Source organism: Parashewanella curva, from assembly GCF_003675895.1.
Classification (GTDB): Bacteria; Pseudomonadota; Gammaproteobacteria; order Enterobacterales; family Shewanellaceae; genus Parashewanella; species Parashewanella curva.
In genome coordinates, this window is the sequence record NZ_ML014760.1 from 45123 (window position 1) to 63387 (window position 18265).

Annotated in this window: 10 protein-coding genes; 4 read left to right on the forward strand and 6 right to left on the reverse strand. The window is 42.5% G+C overall.

Annotated elements, in window-relative coordinates; translation table 11 throughout:
- Positions 1-121 precede the first annotated feature (121 nt).
- Entirely contained in the window at positions 122-3304 is a 3183-nt protein-coding gene (locus tag D5018_RS04945; RefSeq protein WP_121837899.1) for an amidohydrolase family protein, read from the forward strand.
- Positions 3305-3354: 50 nt separating this feature from the next.
- Here the strand turns inward: D5018_RS04945 and D5018_RS04950 are convergent, their stop codons facing one another.
- Positions 3355-3915: a DNA-3-methyladenine glycosylase I gene (locus tag D5018_RS04950; RefSeq protein ID WP_121837900.1), complete on the reverse strand. Its 561-nt coding sequence runs from the start codon at positions 3913-3915 to the stop codon at positions 3355-3357.
- Positions 3916-4310: 395 nt separating this feature from the next.
- On the opposite strand from D5018_RS04950, the gene glyQ reads away from it, so the two are divergent.
- Positions 4311-5216, forward strand: a complete 906-nt coding sequence (gene glyQ, locus D5018_RS04955) for a glycine--tRNA ligase subunit alpha (protein ID WP_121837901.1) — start codon at positions 4311-4313, stop codon at positions 5214-5216.
- A gap of 14 nt (positions 5217-5230) precedes the next feature.
- Complete coding sequence (glyS, locus tag D5018_RS04960; protein ID WP_121837902.1) at positions 5231-7303, forward strand: glycine--tRNA ligase subunit beta; 2073 nt, start codon at positions 5231-5233, stop codon at positions 7301-7303.
- A 32-nt stretch (positions 7304-7335) separates the two neighbouring features.
- Here the strand turns inward: glyS and D5018_RS04965 are convergent, their stop codons facing one another.
- Positions 7336-8781: a hypothetical protein gene (locus D5018_RS04965; protein WP_121837903.1), complete on the reverse strand. Its 1446-nt coding sequence runs from the start codon at positions 8779-8781 to the stop codon at positions 7336-7338.
- Positions 8782-9260: 479 nt separating this feature from the next.
- Here D5018_RS04965 and D5018_RS04970 point away from each other — a divergent pair, with 479 nt between their 5' ends.
- Positions 9261-11666 carry an ankyrin repeat domain-containing protein gene (locus tag D5018_RS04970; protein WP_121837904.1) on the forward strand — a complete coding sequence of 802 codons (2406 nt, stop codon included), beginning with the start codon at positions 9261-9263 and terminating at the stop codon, positions 11664-11666.
- Positions 11667-11673: 7 nt separating this feature from the next.
- On the opposite strand, the gene gyrB is transcribed toward D5018_RS04970, so the two are convergent.
- The 4 genes from gyrB to dnaA all read right to left on the reverse strand — a co-directional run bounded on the left by gyrB (position 11674) and on the right by dnaA (position 17874).
- Positions 11674-14088, reverse strand: coding sequence for a DNA topoisomerase (ATP-hydrolyzing) subunit B (gene gyrB / locus D5018_RS04975; RefSeq protein WP_121837905.1), 2415 nt, complete (start codon positions 14086-14088; stop codon positions 11674-11676).
- 29 nt (positions 14089-14117) lie between these two features.
- On the reverse strand, positions 14118-15212 hold the full coding sequence (recF, locus tag D5018_RS04980; protein WP_121837906.1) for a DNA replication/repair protein RecF: 1095 nt from the start codon (positions 15210-15212) through the stop codon (positions 14118-14120).
- Between the two features lie 24 nt (positions 15213-15236).
- Positions 15237-16337: a DNA polymerase III subunit beta gene (dnaN, locus tag D5018_RS04985; protein WP_121837907.1), complete on the reverse strand. Its 1101-nt coding sequence runs from the start codon at positions 16335-16337 to the stop codon at positions 15237-15239.
- Between the two features lie 163 nt (positions 16338-16500).
- The gene (gene dnaA / locus D5018_RS04990; protein WP_121837908.1) at positions 16501-17874 is read right to left on the reverse strand and encodes a chromosomal replication initiator protein DnaA; all 1374 of its coding nucleotides are present in this window, start codon (positions 17872-17874) and stop codon (positions 16501-16503) included.
- Positions 17875-18265 lie beyond the last annotated feature (391 nt).

Genomic DNA, 18265 nt, shown 5'->3' on the forward strand with positions numbered 1-18265 from the left:
TACGCCCTATCTCATTTCCACACAGTTTGTAACGCGAATTCCCTTTTAAGTTTTGGTTAAATGTGCGATAAACACATTGCATAAAATAATTGAAATAACTAAAACGAGAATGGGAATCCAAATGTTCACTTCCAAGTTAAACCCACTTTATGCGGCAATGGCATTAAGCCTTTCCATCACAACCGCGCAAGCAAAAGAAGAAACCAAATGGTCGGTTAATGAGCCTGCCAACCAACCATTACAAAGTGTAGATATTAATGTTAATGAAGGCACTTGGATGAACGTTTCTGTGAGTCCAGATGGCAACAATATCGTTTTCGATCTGCTTGGTGATATCTACCAAATGCCGATTAATGGCGGCAAAGCAAAACGTTTAGTAAAAGGCATCGCATGGCAGATGCAGCCAGTTTATAGCCCTGATGGTAAATCTATTGCCTACACCTCTGATGAAAATGGTGGCGACAATATTTGGGTTATGGATGCTGACGGTAGCAATCATCGCAAAGTCACCGATGAAACGTTTCGTTTATTGAATAGTCCTGCGTGGAGTCCTGACTCACAATATCTTGTCGCACGTAAGCATTTTACGGCTAGCCGCAGTTTAGGCGCAGGGGAAGTTTGGCTTTATCATGTAACAGGCGGAAAAGGTGTGCGTTTAACTGAACGCCCGAACGATCAAAAAGACTTAGGCGAACCAGCCTACTCACCAGATGGTCGTTATATTTATTTCAGTCAAGATGCTACACCAGGCAAGACCTTCCACTATTCAAAAGATTCAGTGAAAGGCATCTACAAAATCAAACGTTATGACACCCAAACGGGTGACATCAAAGTGTTAGTTTCAGGTACGGGTGGGGCAATTCGTCCGACTCCAAGCCCAGACGGAACCAAGCTCGCTTACATCAAGCGTGATGGATTCCAATCAACACTGTATGTCTTAGATTTAAAGTCTGGTCGTAAAACTAAGCTTTATGACAAACTTGATCGTGATATGCAAGAAACATGGGCGATCCATGGCGTTTACCCGACCATGGCATGGACACCAGACAATCGTGATATCGTATTTTGGGCTGGCGGTAAGATTAACCGCTTAAATACCAAAACACACACAGCAAAAGTTATTCCTTTTGAAGTTAATGATACTCGTGATATTCAACCCGCCGTTGTTGTAAAGCAAGACATTGATAAAGACCAATTCGATGTAAAAATGCTGCGCATGGCACAAGTCTCACCGAATGGTAAAAAAGTCGTTTATGAGGCATTAGGTAAGCTGTGGGTTCGTAACATCAAAGATGGCAAAGCCAAACGCCTTACTCGCTTAAATGACAACATTGCTGAGTTATTCCCACAATGGTCACGTGACGGTAAAAAAATCGTCTTCACTACTTGGAACGATCAAAAGCAAGGCAGTGTTCGTGTTGTCAGCGCCAGAGGCGGTAAGCCAAAAGTATTAACCGATGAGCCAGGAAAATTTGTTGAACCAACGTTCTCCCCTGACGGCAAAACAATTGTCTATCGTAAAGCCAGTGGCGGACGTTTGCTTTCTAAAACTTGGTCACAAGAGCCAGGTTTATATCAAGTCGATATTAAAGGTAAGAAAAACACCTTTATTACCAGCAGTGGTTATCAGCCACAATTCGGAAGTAGCAATGAGCGTGTCTACTTTATGGATTATGGTAAAACACCAGAGTTTGCATCGATTAACTTAAACGGTCATGAAAAGCGCACGCACTATACCAGCAAGTTAGCCACAGAATTCCGCATTTCACCTGATGGAAAAAACCTAGCCTTTGCAGAGCGCTTTAAGGTGTTTGTCACTCCATTTGCTAAGCACGGTGAAACCATCAATATTGGCCCTAGTGCCACTAATTTACCTGTTACTCAATTGAGTACCCGTGCTGGTGAAAGCATTAGTTGGGGTGGAGACAACAACCAACTGTATTGGACATTAGGCCCAGAGCTTTATCAAGCGAAGGTAAATACCGATTACACCAAAGCCAAAGATGATGAAAAAGTTGAAGCCACTATTACTGACCTTGGTTTCAAAAAGGACGCTTATGTTCCACGTGGAACCGTCGCGTTTGTGGGCGGTCAAGTCATCACTATGGAAAGTGACAAGGTCATTAACAACGGTATTGTGATTGTAAAAGACAATCATATTGAAGCAGTTGGTGATAACTCATTAAGTATCCCTAAAGGCGCTAAAGTTATCGACATCAGCGGTAAGACTATCATGCCGGGTCTGTTCGATGCTCACGCTCATGGCTCTCAAGGCAGTAATGAAATCATTCCTCAGCAAAACTGGATGATGTACGCCAACCTAGCATTAGGTGTTACTACTATTCACGATCCATCCAATGATACGACGGAAGTATTTGCCGCATCCGAGCAACAAAAAGCCGGTAATATTGCTGCGCCACGTATCTTCTCAACTGGTACCATTTTGTATGGTGCAAATGGCCCAGGTTATACCTCACACGTTGACTCATTAGATGATGCTAAGTTCCACTTAGAGCGTCTTAAGAAAGTTGGTGCCTTTACAGTGAAAAGTTATAACCAACCACGACGTAATCAACGTCAGCAAGTGATCGCTGCAGCTCGAGAATTGGATATGATGGTAGTTCCTGAAGGTGGTTCGCTACTTCAACACAACCTATCAATGATTGTGGATGGACATACAACCTTAGAGCACTCACTGCCTGTTGCTTCAATCTATAACGATATTAAGCAAGTGTGGAAGGCATCGAATACCTCTTACACCCCAACATTGGTTGTCGCTTACGGTGGTATTTCAGGAGAGCATTATTGGTACGACAAAACCAATGTGTGGGAGCACCCTCGCCTATCTAAGTATGTGCCATCTGAATTATTGAACTCTCGTTCTATGCGTCGTACCAAAGCGCCTGATGGACACTACAATCACTTTAATGTCGTTAAGGTCGCCAAAGAGTTGAATGATATTGGTGTCGTTGCCAACATCGGTGCGCACGGTCAACGCGAAGGTCTAGCGGCACACTGGGAAATGTGGATGTTCGCCCAAGGCGGCATGACCAATATGGAAGTTCTGAAAACCGCGACTATTAACCCAGCCAAAACCTTTGCTCTTGATCATCAACTTGGAAGCATTAAAAAAGGCAAACTGGCTGACTTGATGGTGATTGATGGAAATCCATTAGAGAACATTCGTGACACCGACAAAGTGGTTTACACCATGGTCAACGGTAAGCTCTATGATGCCGAAACCATGAATGAACTTAATGGTGATATGAAAAAACGCAAGCCGTTTTTCTTTGAAAGTAAGTAATCTCTTACTGTAGTTAGATCTTAAGGGTGTTTCACGTGAAACACCCTTTTTTATGAGTTTCGACAAAAACAATCCAACGTATGATCATCCACCATTCCCACTGCCTGCATAAAAGCATAACAAATCGTAGGGCCAACAAAGTTAAACCCAAGTTTTTTTAACGCCTTTGACATCGCTTGAGACTCAGGCGTTTCAACAGGTACTTCCATTAATGATAAAAATTCATTGATGATTGGCTTCCCCCCCACAAACTCCCAAAGAAATAGCGAGAAGTCATTGCCCTGCTCGACGAAGGCGATATAGGCTTTGGCGTTGCGAATGATGGATTGGATCTTTAACCGATTGCGGACAATGCTTTTATCTTGCATCAAGCGTTCAACATCAGCTTCACTAAACTCAGCAATTTTATACGGGTCGAAGTTGGCAAAGGCTTTTTGGTAATTTTGCTGCTTTTTTAAAATGGTGATCCAAGACAAACCAGCTTGTTGTCCATCAAGACACAGCTTTTCAAACAGTTCTAATGAGTCATAAACCGGACATCCCCAAACCTTATCGTGATATTCCTGATAGATAGGATCGTCACTCACCCAAGCGCAGCGTATCTTTGTCATTCCATTTTCCCTTAAATACTCAAGTTCAGACCAGCTAGCTTAATAAAGCACCCAGTACAATCATTAGTAGTTTAACTAGTGAAACATAGGCAACCTATAATGAGAAGCCTTATTTAATAAGCCAACCGTTCGTAACAGGATGTTACGGTCGTCAGCACATGGCTGTTCTCGCACATCCATGTGCTCCACAGCATTCAGGCATCCTGCCTATCAGACGTGCGCTTATGTTGGCGTTTAAATAAGGCTTCGGCAACAATAACTCTACCTTATGACTCGAATTGAAGATTTAAATAAATTTTCCCTTGAGGATCATAAAGCTAGAAAATAACCTACTCAGAACGATACCATGAAGGTATAATCGAAACCATTTTCTACCACTTTATATAGCGACAGTAATGAGCAGCAATCACGATATAAAAACGTTTCAAGGGTTTATTCTCACCCTGCAAGAATACTGGGCGCAGCAAGGTTGCGCTATCATTCAACCACTAGACATGGAAGTAGGGGCTGGTACCTTCCACCCACAAACTTTCTTGCGTTCAATCGGCCCTGAGCCAATGAGCAGTGCTTATGTGCAGCCATCACGCCGCCCAACTGATGGTCGTTACGGTGAAAACCCAAACCGTCTGCAACATTACTATCAATTCCAAGTGGTACTAAAGCCGTCACCTGACAATATTCAAGAGCTGTACTTAGGCTCACTTAAAGCATTAGGTGTAGATCCTGAAGTTCACGACATTCGTTTTGTTGAAGACAACTGGGAATCACCAACCTTAGGGGCTTGGGGGCTTGGCTGGGAAGTCTGGCTAAACGGCATGGAAGTGAGTCAGTTCACCTATTTCCAACAAGTGGGCGGTCTTGAATGTAGCCCTGTTACTGGTGAAATTACTTATGGTCTTGAGCGTCTTGCTATGTATATTCAAGGCGTAGACAGTGTATATGACTTAGTGTGGACAGACGGTCCAATGGGTCGTATTACTTATGGTGATGTATTCCACCAAAACGAAGTCGAACAATCTGAGTTTAACTTCGACCACGCTGATGTTGATTTCCTATTTGCGACGTTCGATAAGTGCGAAGAAATGTGCAACAAGCTGCTTGAGCTTGAAAAGCCACTTCCGCTTCCAGCTTATGAGCAAGTAATGAAAGCGTCACACGCATTCAACCTGCTTGATGCTCGTCATGCAATTTCGGTCACCGAACGTCAACGCTACATACTACGTGTTCGCACCATGGCGAAAGGCGTAGCAGAAGCTTACTATGCCGCACGTGAAGCGCTTGGCTTCCCAATGTGTAAGTAATGAGGTAATAAAATATGAATAAAGAAAACTTACTCATTGAGATTGGTACCGAAGAGTTACCACCAAAAGCCCTGAAAACACTGGCTGAGGCGTTTTTAGCAAACTTTACTGCAGAGCTAGACAAAGCCGAATTAAGCTTTGATAACGGCAACTGGTTTGCTGCACCTCGCCGTTTAGCCTTGCGTATCGAAAACTTAGATGTAGCGCAAGCCGATAAAATCGTTGAAAAACGCGGTCCAGCGGTAAGCAGTGCGTTCGATGCTGATGGTAACCCAACCAAAGCCGCGATGGGCTGGGCTCGTGGTAATGGCATTAGTGTTGAAGACGCTGAGCGCCTAGTAACGGACAAAGGCGAATGGCTACTACACAAAGCACAAGTGACGGGTAAAGCCACCAGCGAATTAGTGGCCGATATGACCCAGCGTGCTTTGGATAAATTACCGATTCCAAAACCTATGCGTTGGGGCAGCAATACCACACAGTTTATTCGTCCTGTGCATACCGTAACTATGCTTTTAGGCTCTGAATCTATTGATGGCACGGTATTAGGCATCAAGACAGCACGTACCATTCGCGGTCATCGCTTTATGGGTCAAAGTGAATTCGAACTAAATCATGCTGATGATTACCTACCAACCCTAAAAGAAACCGGTAAGGTAATGGCGGATTACACTGAGCGTAAAGCCATTATTAAAGCAGGGGCTGAACAAGCGGCTAAAGAGTTAGGTGGTGTTGCTGAGCTGACTGATGAGCTACTAGATGAAGTGGCATCATTGGTTGAGTGGCCTATCGTGCTTAAAGCCAACTTTGAAAATGACTTTTTAAACGTGCCACAAGAAGCCTTAGTGTACACCATGAAAGGCGATCAGAAATACTTCCCAGTATTTGATAACGACGGTAACTTGCTGCCGCACTTTATCTTTGTGACCAACATTGAGTCGAAAGACCCACAGCAAATCATCGACGGTAACGAGAAGGTGATCCGCCCTCGCCTAGCTGATGCGGAGTTCTTCTTTAACACTGATAAAAAACGCAGCTTAGAATCACGTTTGGAAAGCTTAGAAACCGTGGTATTCCAAAAGCAATTAGGCACGCTGAAAGACCGTGTTAATCGTATCAGTGCTCTATCTGGTTACATTGCCGGTTTATTAAATGCCAATCAAGACGATGCTGCTCGTGCGGGTCTACTCTCTAAAACTGATTTAATGACCGAAATGGTGATGGAGTTTACTGATACTCAAGGCACCATGGGCATGCACTACGCACGCCTTGACGGTGAAACCGAAGCGGTTGCTGTTGCTTTGCAAGAGCAATATCTGCCTAAGTTCTCTGGCGATCGCGTACCAACAGAGCTGGTTTCTTGCTCCGTCGCGTTAGCTGAGAAATTTGATACGCTTGTGGGTATTTTCTGTATTGGTCAAGCCCCGAAAGGCGCGGCCGATCCATTTGCCCTGCGTCGTGCTGCGATTGGTATTTTACGTATTATCGTTGAGAACAAGCTGCCATTAGATTTGGTGGACTTGATTGCCAAAGCCGCTGAGCTTCATTGTGAAAGCGTCAGCAATGACAATACTCACGATGACGTGCTGCAATTCCTAATGGGACGCTTCCGCTCTTGGTACCAAGACAAAGGCGTTGATGTCGATGTAATTTTAGCGGTTCTTGCTCGCACACCGACTCAGCCAGCAGACTTTGATAAGCGTATTGTTGCGGTATCTGAGTTCAGACAACGTGAAGAAGCAACGGCACTTGCTGCAGCCAACAAGCGTGTATCAAACATTCTGGCGAAAAATGCAGTAGATGGCTCAAGTGAAATCAATCAAGGTTTGCTAGCGGAAGATGCTGAAATCAAACTGGCGGCACAATTGGCTGAACTAGAGCCAGCATTAACGCCTCTGTTTGCTGACGGTAACTATGAAGCGGCGCTGAATCAATTGGCGGCACTGCGTACTAATGTTGATACCTTCTTTGAAGATGTAATGGTGATGGCAGATGATGAAGCGCTTAAGAATAACCGCTTAGCCCTTCTGAACCACTTACGTACTTTATTCTTGCAAGTGGCGGATATTTCACTGCTGCAATCTTAATTTTGTTACCAATGGGCATCCATCGATGCCCGTTATTTTCCTTTTTTTGTACGGCTAGTCAGTGGTACATCAATAATCTGGTACAACTCTTTTTGATACTCTGTTCGATTCGTTTCTGCTAATGGCTTTAACTCTTCAGTGAAGAGGTAATCTTCAAAGTAGAGCTGACCAATCTCATCAGGCTCTCGATACTTTATTGATTTCATATTATTGAGTGGATCAAAAGCACCTTCTCGATATACTTCCCCGAAACAAGTGATCTCATTCAGTCCGACGAATATTTTTACGTCTGCCGTCATAACCTCAAATAAGTTATTATCTTCTAGCAGCTCTGCAGGGGTTTTGGACTCGATATGAAACTCAAATAGATGGCATTGCTCAGAAACAATGGAAAACACTTTAGTTCTTACAGTATGCTTTTGTGCAAAGCCATTGCTAAAATGTCTAAAAACATCGCCTTCAAAAGACTGACAAGCCAACATTTTTTTAAAACCAGCTTGAAATGGGTTACTTACTTCAGCAGCCACTACCCGTTCATATTTACTCTGGGCATTTTCATCACCTCGCTCCATCACAGTTACACCACCATCTGGAGAAATAAAGGTATATTCACATCGAGGTAAATCTATTTTGAACTGTTTATCAAAGAATGCTGAACCTCTAGTCTGATAATACTTAAGTAATTCTTGCTGTAATGTCGCGGCACCTCGATCTTCAACAACACGAACAAGCTGACCTATTTGCATCCTCGCGCCATTGATTACAGGTTCACTTTTATTTATTGATGGCTTTAACGGTTGTAAAGAAAACAGAGCTACGTATCTGGGATCAGCCAAATGAGTTTTGAGTTCTTCGTAGGCGTTATACCTCTGATAAGCAGGTGTATCATCACTGGCAAATTGAACAAAAAGCCATTTAACCCTCTTCAATTGGGTGCTTTTGAAATATTTATTCAGAGGAAGACAGTCAGCTTTAAGCTTCGCAAATTCAATATCCACTGTCATGACACTATCGACGTACTCCCAATCTGGTAGCTCTAGAGATTCAGTGGTGCTTGATGAGAGAGTTTGTTCAACAAGATCACAATCCACTAGAGTTTGCTCGATATGGAACACCTGAAGCAATATTGAACCGTTCTCAAATGGTTGTAAGCTGAAATGATCACAAAATGCAGGTTTAACTAGTTCTAGTAACTGCCCATAAGCTTGAAGTTTACTTTTTGATGAACACGTATCGTGACCAATAATAAGTAACAGTTCTAGTGCGACTGCTTGAGCTTTATCCTCAAAGGCTACTAGAGCACGATAAACATCATTACGCATAGCATTTTTATAGCTTTCAGTTAACCCTTGTGGCTGAGAAATACCTGCAAAACTCAGTGCTAACTCTTCTTTCTTATCTTGTGCCGATGTCAATTCATCATCAGTTTTATCAAACCTGGTGCTAACAGATTGACCACCTACAGCTCCTGTGGACATAATTATCTTTAACTCCTCATTTTGAATATATACTCGTGATACCTGAAGATGCAGGATTTCAGCGAGAATTAATTGACATTTAGGCAAGGCACTTACCTGTAGTAATAGTTATTCTATTACAAAGGAAATTAACGCAGTATAAATGGCAATTAAACTCGCACTACGTGGGCTTTTCAGCATTGATTCTTCTTTGTTGTGAAAGCTTGAATTAGCCCGCTAGTTCTGCACTTTCACGCCTCGAATAATACAACGCTGAATAAGCCCTGAAAGTTGCATTTTCAAGTATCACGAGTATAGATAGTATTCAAACTCATAAGGTGAATGTTTTTTGAGCATGGCTACTCTTAAAAGATAAGCTTGATCAGCAAATTACATCAACTTATTTCCATTAAACTTACTTCACAAAAGGTTCAGTTAAATTACCTAAGTCTGTTTAATACAAAATACTCTATGTGAGCGAACACAGCACAAATGACAACATGGCAACAGTAAGCAGTGATACCACTTCGGTTCGGATTTCTCCTGTAGAATTGGGGAACATGGCTGAGAAATATGACGAATCACAATTTGATAGGATCCCTCAAGCAATAACAAACCAACTGATAGTACTTAACTCATTGATTTCTATTCAGCCACTACTGAATGATATCAATCAATTAGACGGCTCTATTGTACAAAATTATGACTGGCAATGCGCCATGTTGATAATGTTGAAAGAACTTAAGGATTGCTTGTTTACCCATAAGAACACCCCAAACTCTTGGCAGCTTACAAATAGCCAGATTAACTTCCTCTTTTGTTTTGTCTACCAACCTCAATGTGCAGTAATGTTGCTACTCGGAGTAAAAAAAGGGCTTGATCTTAATAGCGTAATATCCTCAATCACTGGTTTAGGAACACCGATACATTCACTAGCAGAAATAGAGCTAATTTTACACATAACCTCTACAGCACCCATTGCTTCTTCTGAAATCCCATACACCATCCAAATGGGACTATCAATACCTCAAAAAACTAAAAATGGAATTGATAGGATGATTACGATACATGAAGAATTACAATCTTATATTGCACGCAATAGCTTAAATGATGTGGTATACGAACAAGAACAAAGCCGCCTTCAATTAGAATCATTATGGAAATGTAATCAACAACTTTGGCAGTTATTATCAGAAACAACAGTGGCGGCAATAATGGATAGCTTTACCACCATGTTAAGCCAGTATCAAGCATTCCCTTTTTGCCTCACAACCATTAAACAAGTAGTAAAAACATTCTTATCCGAGAAAGGCAATGAAAATGAGATGGAAATGGCTCAATGGCTTAACAGTAAAGAGTGCTCTTCATTGACAAATGACGAAAGAGAAGTCATTTCTCCCTTAGCACTTTCCAAAGACACCGTTTTATCTTGGATACGTTTATCTCTAAAATGGAAACAGTTAATTAATATAACTCTATTCCTACGCCAACATCCTGAAGCTATTCATCTTTCTACTTGCGAGGACATCACCGCTTGGCTTGATAAAGAACCCAATAACCCAGAACTTCAATGCACATTGCTTTTTGCCTGTTGCCAATGTGGGGATAAAGAACATCTGTCGTACCTTATAAACGAACTTCCAAACTGGCAGTCATTTAAAGGTCTTGGTGATCAAAGTCTATTGCACCACGCGTGCTATCATGATCAACAAGCCATCATTTCTGATCTTCTTCAAGCGGAGCACTATATAGATGTGGTGGATGCTAAAGGCTACACACCACTACATTATGCGGTAAAACAAGGGAATCTGGATTGCGTAAAACGTCTGATGGCTCACGGAGCCTGTTGCGAGCAATACGTTGAAAATACAAAGCAGACTATTTTTCATATTGCGGTAGAGACTGGGCAAGATCATGTATTGGCATGGTTATTAACGCAAAAAAATCTTGAATCAACAATCATATCATTTGATGCAAAAGGCTTTTCCCCTGCACATTTAGCAGCAAAATTAGGCAATAAAAAAGCACTTATTTTATTGTGCTTTAAACCTCTTACTCCTTTACAACTCAATGTGCAGACCTTATCTCAAAGTGGGCATAACTTAATGCACATTGCCATTTATTTTGAGCACCAAGAGATTATCGATCTGTTGTGGGACAAAGGCCTTAGAACAATCGAAACAGGTAAGAAAAACTTATTAATGTTGGCAACACAAGCTAAACTGCCGAGTCTCATTCATCGTTTAATGAATCATAATCCTGGCTTTATGCAAGCCGCATTACTAACAAACGGAGTGACACCATTACATATTGCGGCACAAAACAATGATTACGAATCGTTAGCCGCATTACTCAGTTATGACATTGCCATAGCGAAAATAAATCAAGCGGCTTCTATGACCTTGTTACTTAATGTCAATCAACACACCATTTCAATAAGTGGACAGGTAACTCCACTCCACTTAGCCATTGCCAATCACAGCAATAGTGCATTGCAGCTGCTGTTGTCTATTCGAATGTCGGGTAGCACACGACGCGCACTCAATTGTAATTTATCGTTAAAAGACGAACACAATTGCTACCCGATTCATATTGCAGCATTAACTGCTAACCAAGTAGCCATTAAAAAATTGCTTGATAATGATGTCTATATAATGGCTAGGCTTGAGCTTCGTGTTGATGAAACGACTGTAGAACTGTATACCCCATGGGGAATAGCAGAAAAATATTGGCCCACCAGTAAAAGTAGAATGCTCAAAAAGCTCTTTAAAGAGTATTTACAGACAAAAGAAGGCCACCAAGACTTACCGAACAGTAAAATATCCATGTTATGTCCAGATACAAAAAAGGGATCTGAACAGATCCCTTTTGTTGGTCGTCGACGCATACCTCGTCGACTAACTTGAAACGGGTTTACACGTCCAAGTTCGCTACATTAAGCGCGTTAGACTCAATAAAGTCACGACGTGGCTCTACTTGGTCGCCCATCAAGGTCGTAAACAGTTGATCTGCGCCAACAGCATCTTCAATGGTCACTTGCAGCATGCGGCGAGTCTCTGGATCCATGGTGGTTTCCCAAAGCTGCTCAGGGTTCATCTCACCCAGACCTTTGTATCGCTGAATGTATAAACCACGTTTAGCTTCATTCACTAACCAATCAAGCGCTTCAATAAAATTAGCCACGTCTTTGCGTTTTTCACCACGCTGAACAAAGCCGCCTTCTTCAATTAAGCCTTCCATATCCGCCGCTAAGCTGGCCATAATTTGATAATCATTGGATTGGAAGAACTCAAAGCTAAACAGATAGCTAGTGTCAATACCGTGTTTACGAATAGTGAGGTTGGGTAAATACGCCTGACGCTCAGAATCAAAGATCACATTGCCTGAGAATAATACGCCACCTGACTCATTGTTGGTAAGATCTTCAACTAAGCGATTCACCCACTCAGTCATTTTATCTTCATCGCTGAGAAGTGGTTGAACGTTGGTTTGATACAACAAACGCTCAGTAATAAAGCTTGGGAAACGCTGATCTAAACGCTCAATGATCTTCTCTACTTGGCGGTATTGATTCACCATGTTCTCTAATGGCTGACCCGAAATCCCCGGAGCGCCTTGAGTTGGGTGAATACTGGTGCCATCTAATGCCAACGTGGTTAAGTACTGAGTCAACGCCGCTTCATCTTTAATGTATTGCTCTTGCTTACCTTTTTTCACCTTATACAAAGGTGGCTGAGCGATATATACATAGCCACGCTCAATGAGCTCTGGCATTTGACGGAAGAAGAAGGTCAACAGCAGCGTACGAATGTGCGAGCCATCGACGTCGGCATCGGTCATGATGATGATGTTGTGATAACGGGTCTTATCTGGATCGTATTCATCACGACCAATACCACAGCCTAGCGCGGTGATCAGGGTGGCCACTTCTTGTGATGACAACATCTTGTCAAAACGCGCTTTTTCTACGTTAAGGATTTTACCCTTTAGCGGCAAAATCGCTTGGTTTTTACGATTACGACCTTGCTTAGCACTACCGCCTGCAGAGTCACCCTCCACTATGTAGATTTCTGAAAGGCCCGGATCTTTCTCTTGGCAATCCGCCAGCTTACCCGGCAGACCACCTAAATCTAATGCGCCTTTACGACGGGTCATTTCACGAGCTTTACGCGCCGCTTCACGAGCACGTGCGGCATCGATGATTTTACCCACAATTAATTTGGCTTCGACTGGGTTTTCCAATAGGAAGTCATTAAGCTTTTCGCTCATGGTTTGCTCAACCGCTGACTTCACTTCGCTTGATACCAATTTATCTTTGGTTTGTGAGCTAAATTTTGGATCCGGCACTTTAACCGAAATAACGGCGGTTAAACCTTCACGGGCATCATCACCACTGGCGCTGGTTTTACCTTTTTTATTAAAGCCTTCGCGTTCCATGTAACTGTTTAGGTTACGAGTCAATGCGCTGCGGAAACCGGCTAAGTGAGTACCACCGTCACGTTGTGGAATGTTATTGGTAAAGCAGAAGATGTTTTCTTGATAGCCATCGTTCCATTGCATCGCGACTTCAACACCAATGCCGTCTTTACCTTCTGCCACAAAATGGAAAATATCTTTGTTAACAGGGGTTTTGTTGCGGTTAAGGTAATCAACGAATGCGCCAATACCACCATCGTATTTAAAGAACTCGTCTTTGTTGTCACGCTCGTCAACCAGACGAATTGCGACACCAGAGTTAAGGAAAGACAACTCACGAACACGCTTAGCCAGAATATCAAAGTGGAAAAGTGTGTCACTGAAGGTTTCACTGCTTGGCCAGAAACGAATTTCGGTGCCGGTTTTATCGGTTTCACCAATGATTTCGATTTCTTTTTCAGGCTCACCCATGTGGTAGAACTGCTCGTAGACACTGCCATCACGACGAATGGTCAATTGCAGTTTTTCAGACAAGGCGTTTACAACCGAAACACCAACGCCGTGTAGACCGCCCGATACTTTATAAGAGTTATCGTCAAATTTACCACCGGCGTGCAATACCGTCATGATCACCTGCGCCGCCGATACGCCCTCTTCTGGGTGAATTGCAACCGGAATACCACGACCATCATCTTTTACGCCAACACTGCCGTCGGCATGAATGGTGATGGTGATTTCACTACAGTGTCCAGCTAAGGCTTCGTCGATGGAGTTATCGACCACTTCGAATACCATGTGATGTAGACCTGTACCATCATCGGTGTCACCGATGTACATCCCAGGTCGTTTACGTACTGCATCAAGGCCTTTTAGTACCTTAATGCTCGAAGAATCGTAACTATTCTCTGACATATTATTCTCTCAATAATAACCTAAACCATTCACAATGAAGTGGCGTCCTTAACCGTAACATTTCCCTGTTCCATGTGAAACATTTGTGCTGGAGGGCTATGTAACGAATCCGTGATCGCAGTCGGTTCGATGGCGGTAACAAACACTTGTGCCTCGGTTTCTAATAACTGCGATAGTAATAATTGTCGGTGTTTGCTATCTAACTCCGACGGCAAATCGTCAACCAAATACACACTGCTTTTGTCGATTTGCTGTTTTAATAATTTGCCTTGTGCAATACGAAGCGCACACACAAGTAACTTTAATTGACCTCGGGATAACGCATCTTGTACTGGTAGATTCCCTACCCGTAATCGCAAGTCAGCTTTATGAGCACCACTGCTGGTGTGACCGGCGGCTAAATCCCGCTGATATTGACTGTAAAGCACGGTAGCATAAGGGGTTTTCTTATCCCAACCTTGAGTAAAACTGATCTTAACTTCGACCTGAGGTAAAAACTTATCAATTATACCTGTTAACACCGCATTTAACGAGTCAACATAGTGACTTCTGATCTCTGTGACAGCTTCAGTATAACGAACCAGCTCCGCATCCCAAACCTTTAATGTATCTTGACTGGCTTGTTGCTTAAGTAATTGATTACGTTGTTTGAGAATCCGTCTGACGTTTCCCCAAACTCCGTGGAACTGATGATCGGAATGAAATGCTCCCCAATCGATAAACTGGCGTCTGGCTTTCGGACCTTCAAATAATAAAGAAAAGCTTTCTGGGGTGATAACTTGAATTGGCAGCGTTTCGGCAAGTTCGGATAACCGCTTAAGTTTCTCACCTTGTAAGCGAACGTCAATATCACCACTGCGATAACGTCTTAACCCTAACTTCATATTGCCTTCTGGCTGATTAAGCTCGGCAAATAACGTCAGTTCATTGGCATCAAATTGAATAACACGCTGGCTAAGATGACTTCGAAACGAGCGCCCCATTCCCAAAAAATAAATGGCTTCCAACACACTGGTTTTACCGCTGCCATTTTCACCACAAATTAAATTCAGCCCGGCGTCAAATTGCAGCCGAGCAGAATGAATATTACGAAATTGATGGATATTAAGTTGAGTTAAACTCATACAGCCTAATAGACAAATGAGCCACTACAGGCGCATTGGCATCACCACATACATGGAATCTTCTTCCTCGTGGTTTTCAATCAGTGCACTGGAGTTGTTATCAATAAGGGTAATTCGGACATCTTCGGCACGAATATGGTTAAGCACATCCAATAGATAACTGACATTGAAGCCGATTTCCAATAGATCATTGTCATAATCAATATCTACCATTTCTTCCGCTTCTTCCTGCTCTGGGTTATTGGCGGTGATTTTCATCAAGCCTGACTCAATGGCAATACGAACACCACGGAACTTTTCATTGGATAAAATAGAAGCACGCAATAAGGCTTGCTTTAAGGCATTACGACTGGCAATCACCATTTTGGTGCCGCCTTTTGGCAGTACACGTTGGTAATCAGGGAAACGACCATCCACCAATTTACTGGTAAATACCGCCGTATCTGTGGTGATTCGAATAGCATTATCACCAATGGCAATGGTGACATCTTTATCTTCATCATCCAACAAACGAAGCATTTCCATTACGCCTTTACGAGGCACAATTACTTGCTTTTCAGGTAATGACGCTTCTACGGTTTTATGGCTAAGAGCCAAACGGTGACCATCAGTAGCAACCGCACGTAGGACGCTACCATCGGTTTCCATCAACAAACCGTTGAGGTAATAACGCACATCTTGGTTCGCCATCGAAAATTGAGTCGAATCAATCACGGTTTTTAAGGTACCTTGCTTAAGGCTAAACTCAATATCGGCATCAAAGCTTTCTACATTTGGGTATTCATCAGCCGGTAATGTCGCTAATGAAAAACGACTGCGACCACAACGAAGTAAAGCTTTACTTTCTTGAAGTTCAAAGTGAAGTTCGGTTTGCTCAGGAAGAGATTTAACAATATCTAATAGCTTTTTGGCTGGAACGGTAATGCGTGATTCTTCTGCATCTGTGTTAAGAGTTGCTTCACCCACCAACTCCACTTCTAAGTCAGTACCTGTAACCCGAAGTAAGTTATCACTAACTTCCATTAAAACATTAGATAAGATAGGCATATTACTTCTTTTTTCTACTGCACCACTGACTAATTGCAATGGTTTTAATAGCGCATCCCTATCAATAGAAAATTTCATATGTCTAGCTCCCTGATGGTTACCTTATAGCGTTTGGATTTTGCGTGTCGTGATCGACAAAGTAATTCTATTATTATTCAATTAATTCATAAACACTAGCTTCGACAGAAATAACGTCTTTATCACTTCGCTTAGTGTTTATTTTAACGACAATATTCTGTAGCTAAGACGATAACGTACGGATCAAATTGGCGTAATCTTCTTTAATATCGTGGCTTTCTTCTCTCAGCTGCGCAATCTTACGGCATGCATGTAATACCGTAGTGTGGTCACGGCCACCAAAGGCATCGCCAATTTCTGGTAAACTCTGGTTGGTCAGCTCTTTCGCTAAGGCCATCGCTACCTGTCGTGGTCTTGCAACACTGCGGGAGCGACGCTTAGACAACATATCAGCCATCTTAATTTTGTAGTATTCCGCTACCGTCTTTTGAATATTATCCACCGTCACTAATTTTTCTTGTAACGCCAGTAAATCTCGTAACGCTTCACGCACAAAATCAATAGTAATTGGACGACCAGTAAAGTTGGCATTGGCAATCACACGGTTCAACGCCCCTTCCAACTCACGAACATTAGAACGTAAACGTTTAGCAATAAAAAACGCCACCTCATCTGGCAACACAATGCCACTTTCTTCAGCTTTACGCATTAAAATCGCCACACGAGTTTCAAGCTCAGGGGGTTCAATGGCAACGGTTAAGCCCCAACCAAAACGGGATTTTAAGCGATCTTCTACGCCATCAATTTCTTTAGGATAACGATCTGAAGTAAGGATGATCTGATGATTACCTTCAAGCAAGGCGTTAAAGGTATGGAAGAATTCTTCTTGGGAACGATCTTTATTGGCAAAAAACTGAATATCATCAATAAACAGCGCATCAACACTACGGTAATAACGCTTAAAATCTTCAATGGCATTATTTTGTAGGGCTTTGACCATATCTTGCACAAAACGCTCAGAGTGCATATACACCACTTTAGCATCAGGCTTGTTTTTGATAATGCCATTGCCCACAGCATGCAATAAGTGGGTTTTACCTAAACCAGTACCACCATATAAAAACAACGGATTATATGCACCACCAGGGTTTTCAGCTACTTGCAAAGCTGCTGCTTTACCTAACTGGTTTGATTTACCTTCTACGAAATTATCAAACTGATACGTAGGATTGATATTACTACGATGATTTGGGTTTGCCGCTTGAGGTGACGCCGAGTTTGATTTTTTAGGTTTCGCAGCCTTAGGCTCAACAGCAGGTGCAGCACTGACTGTCGAAGGCGTTTTTACCGCCGGCTTACTGCCGATATCAAAGCGTAACTTCGGAGCGTCGGCTCCCATCTGCTCAATAAAGAATTGATTAATAATGCTGAGGTATTTATCCCTAACCCAATCCAGCACAAAGCGGTTTGGTGCATACAACACCAAGGTTTCCCCATCCATTTCAGCTTGTAACGGTCGAATCCACATACTGAACTGCTGAGCAGGAAGCTCATCTTGCAGTCGCCCGATACACTGTTGCCAAAGTGAAACTGCCACTTATTTCATCCCCAAATGATCACCCGAAAGGTTAAATATTCTATAGTTTGTCGTCGAAGATCGCCATCTTTAAATGCATTTATCCCCAGATAGATCAAAAAGGTGAAAACCAGCGAGATCTTTTTCGATCACAAAAGATCACCTATTCGCTGATCTGTGCCAACCATGCCCTATAAATTGTGATCAGTCACGATCAAACGACTTGTTCTTTTAAAGTGTTATTTTTGCGATCAGATCACTAGATGTAGTGCTAACACACAGACTTATCCACAACTATTAGTGATCCTCTCTAATCCCCTGAAAGAGACAGTGAATATTATTTTAACACTTATTTTGCTTCCATATTGACGGACAAACATAAAGTGATTACAATTCGCCCTCTTTTTGACCC

Coding starts and splice junctions, on each gene's coding strand:
- glyQ (WP_121837901.1), top strand. CDS start 4,311: ATGAGCAGCAATCACGATATAAAAACGTTTCAAGGGTTTATTCTCACC.
- D5018_RS04970 (WP_121837904.1), top strand. CDS start 9,261: ATGGCAACAGTAAGCAGTGATACCACTTCGGTTCGGATTTCTCCTGTA.
- D5018_RS04965 (WP_121837903.1), bottom strand. CDS start 8,781: ATGTCCACAGGAGCTGTAGGTGGTCAATCTGTTAGCACCAGGTTTGAT.
- gyrB (WP_121837905.1), bottom strand. CDS start 14,088: ATGTCAGAGAATAGTTACGATTCTTCGAGCATTAAGGTACTAAAAGGC.
- D5018_RS04945 (WP_121837899.1), top strand. CDS start 122: ATGTTCACTTCCAAGTTAAACCCACTTTATGCGGCAATGGCATTAAGC.
- D5018_RS04950 (WP_121837900.1), bottom strand. CDS start 3,915: ATGACAAAGATACGCTGCGCTTGGGTGAGTGACGATCCTATCTATCAG.
- recF (WP_121837906.1), bottom strand. CDS start 15,212: ATGAGTTTAACTCAACTTAATATCCATCAATTTCGTAATATTCATTCT.
- dnaN (WP_121837907.1), bottom strand. CDS start 16,337: ATGAAATTTTCTATTGATAGGGATGCGCTATTAAAACCATTGCAATTA.
- glyS (WP_121837902.1), top strand. CDS start 5,231: ATGAATAAAGAAAACTTACTCATTGAGATTGGTACCGAAGAGTTACCA.